Source organism: Arthrobacter sp. SW1, from assembly GCF_001766675.1.
Taxonomy (GTDB): domain Bacteria; phylum Actinomycetota; class Actinomycetes; order Actinomycetales; family Micrococcaceae; genus Arthrobacter.
This window is the reverse complement of sequence record NZ_MJLT01000026.1, coordinates 1-3,221: the sequence shown is the minus strand read 5'-3', so window position 1 is coordinate 3,221 and position 3,221 is coordinate 1. Positions and strand designations below refer to the sequence as shown.

The window sequence follows — 3,221 nt, the reverse complement described above, 5'->3', positions numbered from 1 at the left end:
GAAGGCGCTCTATGCCCGCATCAATGAGGCGCTGGCGGAGGCGGGTGTTGGCGGCGAGGACGTCTTCCTGGGCTACGTCGAAAACGGGCCCGAGGACTGGACCTTCGGCTTCGGGCGCGCCCAATACCTGACCGGCGAACTCAAGGTGCCGGCTGCGTCCTAAGGAAGCCTCGCAAAATGTGCGGACAAACCTTTGACAGGACATTAAAAACGTAGGAAAGTTTAGCTGTGGCCGGCATCACAACGGCTGCGGTCCGCGCCGGGAAACCGGGATGAACCGGGAACCGGAAGAAAGGAAGGCCGAAGAAGTGGGCTTCGAACTACTGACGATGGGACGCATTAGCGTCGACATCTATCCGAACGACGTCGGCTTGACCCTCGACGAGGTGAACAGCTTCGGCAAGTACCTGGGCGGCTCGCCCTCCAACGTTGCGGTTGCCGCCGCACGCCATGGACGCTCGACGGCGGTGATCACCCGGACCGGGGAGGACCCCTTTGGCGAATACCTCCACCGGGAACTGGCCAAGTTCGGCGTGGACGACCGCTTCGTCCGCGGCGTCGAAGGCCTGCAGACCCCGGCCACCTTCTGCGCCATCCTGCCGGAAGAGCAGAAATTCCCCCTCTATTTCTACGGACGCTTTCCTACGGCCCCGGACCTCCAGATCGCAGCGGAGGAACTGGATACGGACGCGATCCGGGACGCCCGGATCTTCTGGTCCACCGTAACGGGCCTCTGCCAGGAACCCAGCCGCGCCGCACACATCGCAGCGCACGAGGCCCGCCCGCGCACCGGCCTCGGCGAGGGGCAGCACACCATCCTGGACCTCGATTACCGTCCGATGTTCTGGAACAGCGTCGAGGAAGCACGGGAACAGGTGGCCCGCGTACTCCCGCACGTCACTGTCGCAATCGGCAACGACGAAGAGTGCGCGGTCGCCGTCGGGCCCGGAACTCCGGACGAGCAGGCGGACCGCCTGCTGGATGCCGGCGTGCAGATCGCCGTCGTCAAGCTCGGCCCCGAAGGCGTCATGGCCAAGACACGGACCGAACGTGTGGTCTCCGCTCCGGTTCCGGTGCAGACGCTCAACGGCCTCGGAGCGGGCGATTCCTTCGGTGGGGCGTTCGTGCACGGACTGTTGGCCGGCTGGCCTTTGGCCGAAGTCCTCGATTACGCCAACGCCGCCGGCGCGATCGTTGCCTCCCGGCTTTCCTGCGCGGACGCCATGCCCACCCCGGAGGAAGTCACCTCCCTGCTCGTCGAACGCGGCCGCTTGGTGGCGGACTCACTGAAGGAAGCAGCCAAATGAGCCTCGAAAGCATCGATTTCGATGATCCGCGCCGCTACGAGTTCCTGACCAAGATCCGCCTGGAGGATCCGGGGGCGGTGGCCCGCGCGGCCGCGGCGCGCATCAAGCACCCGGGCGCGGTGCTCGGCAAGCAGAACTTCATTGTCGCTGCCGACCATCCCGCCCGCGGTGCCCTCGCCGCCCAGGGCCAGCCGACGGCGATGGCCGACCGGCGCGGACTGTTGGACCGCCTGCAGACCGCTTTGGCAAACCCGGCCGTGGACGGCGTCTTGGCCAGCCCGGACATCATGGACGACCTACTGCTGCTCGGAGCCTTGGACGGCAAGCTCGTCTTCGGCTCGATGAACCGTGGCGGCCTGGCCGGCTTCGTCAACGAGTTCGACGACCGCTTCACCGGCCACACGGCCGAGGCCTTGGCGGCACTCGGCGCCGACGGCGGGAAGATGCTCACCCGTATTTGCCTGGGGGACCCGGTGACGGCGCAGTTCCTTGAGGCGACGGCGAAGGCCATCGACTCCCTTAACAGCCACGGCCTGATCGCCATGGTGGAGCCGTTCCTTTCGGAGTGGGTTGACGGCAAGGTCCGCAACGACCTGAGCCCGGACGCCGTGATCAAGTCGATCGGGATTGCTTCCGGCCTCGGCGCCAGCAGCGCGCTGACCTGGATGAAGCTTCCCGTGGTGGCCGAGATGGAACGTGTCATGGCCGCTACCACCATGCCGACCGTGCTCCTGGGCGGCGATCCCGCCGGCCACCAGGATGAGGTTTTCGCCGAATGGGGCAAGGCCCTTGCTCTGCCCGGCGTGCAGGGCCTCACTGTGGGCCGCACCCTGCTTTACCCGGCCGACGGCGATGTGGCCGGTGCCGTCGCCGCGGCGGCTTCGCTGTTGCGGCACGAAGAAATCATCCCCTCCGTCAGCAAGGAGACCGTGCGATGACCCGCACCATGACCGTGTCCCAGGCGCTCGTCGAATTCCTGGGCAAGCAGTACACCGTGGACCGCGTGGGCGGCGTGGAGTACCGGGAACGGCTGATCCCCGGCATGTTCGGCATCTTCGGCCATGGCAATGTGGCCGGCGTGGGCCAGGCCCTGAAGCAGTGGCAGGCCAAGGACCCCTCCCTCATGCCGTACTACCAGGGCCGCAACGAACAGGCCCAGGCGCACCAGGCCGTCGGCTACGCCAGGCACACGCGCCGCCGCCAGACGTTCGCTGTCAGCACCTCGGTGGGGCCGGGTTCCACGAACCTGCTGACCGGCGCCGCGCTGGCTACGGCGAACCGCCTGCCCGTGCTGTTGTTCCCTTCGGACACTTTTGCCACGCGCACTGTGGACCCCGTGCTGCAGCAGATCGAGCAGCCCCACGGCTACGACATCACGGTCAACGATGCCTTCCGTCCGGTCTCCAAGTATTTCGACAAGGTCCAGCGGCCCGAACAGCTGTTCTCCGCTCTGCTGAACGGCCTGCGGGTGCTGACGGACCCGGCCGAGACCGGTGCCGTGACGATCGCGTTGCCGCAGGATGTCCAGGCCGAGCTCATCGAGGTGCCGGAGGAATTCCTCGCCGAGCGTGAGTGGCGTATCCGCCGCCCCGCCCCGGAAGCCGAGGACATCGCCGAGGCCGCGCGCCGGATCAAGGCCGCGAAGCGCCCCATCATCGTGGCCGGTGGCGGCGTGCTGTACGCCTTCGCGCAGGACCAGCTGCGGGAGTTCGCCGAGGCCACCGGCATCCCCGTGGGCTGGACCCAGGCCGGCGTCGGCGTGCTGCCGTGGAACCACCCGCAGGCGCTCGGTGCCATCGGGTCAACCGGTACGACGGCGGCGAATGCCCTGGCGCGCGAGGCGGACCTGGTGATCGGTGTCGGTACCAGGTACGAGGACTTCACGACGGCGTCGCGCACTGCCTTCCAGAACGA

The 3,221-nt window shown here is 67.4% G+C and carries 4 protein-coding genes; all 4 read left to right on the top strand.

The features are described 5' to 3' along the window. Positions 1-163, top strand: a 163-nt coding sequence (locus tag BIU82_RS11745) for a tautomerase family protein (RefSeq protein WP_139146590.1), incomplete at its 5' end; no start/stop codon positions are given. A gap of 145 nt (positions 164-308) precedes the next feature. Continuing rightward, positions 309-1,307: a 5-dehydro-2-deoxygluconokinase gene (iolC, locus tag BIU82_RS11740; RefSeq protein ID WP_139146591.1), complete on the top strand. Its 999-nt coding sequence runs from the start codon at positions 309-311 to the stop codon at positions 1,305-1,307. Then, positions 1,304-2,245 (top strand): deoxyribose-phosphate aldolase, encoded by a 942-nt coding sequence (locus tag BIU82_RS11735; protein WP_070349662.1) that lies wholly within the window; start codon positions 1,304-1,306, stop codon positions 2,243-2,245. Before iolC ends, BIU82_RS11735 begins: the two co-directional genes overlap by 4 nt. Positions 2,246-2,253: 8 nt before the next feature. Beyond that, positions 2,254-3,221: thiamine pyrophosphate-binding protein (locus BIU82_RS11730; protein WP_253182760.1), on the top strand; the 968-nt coding region annotated here is incomplete at its 3' end.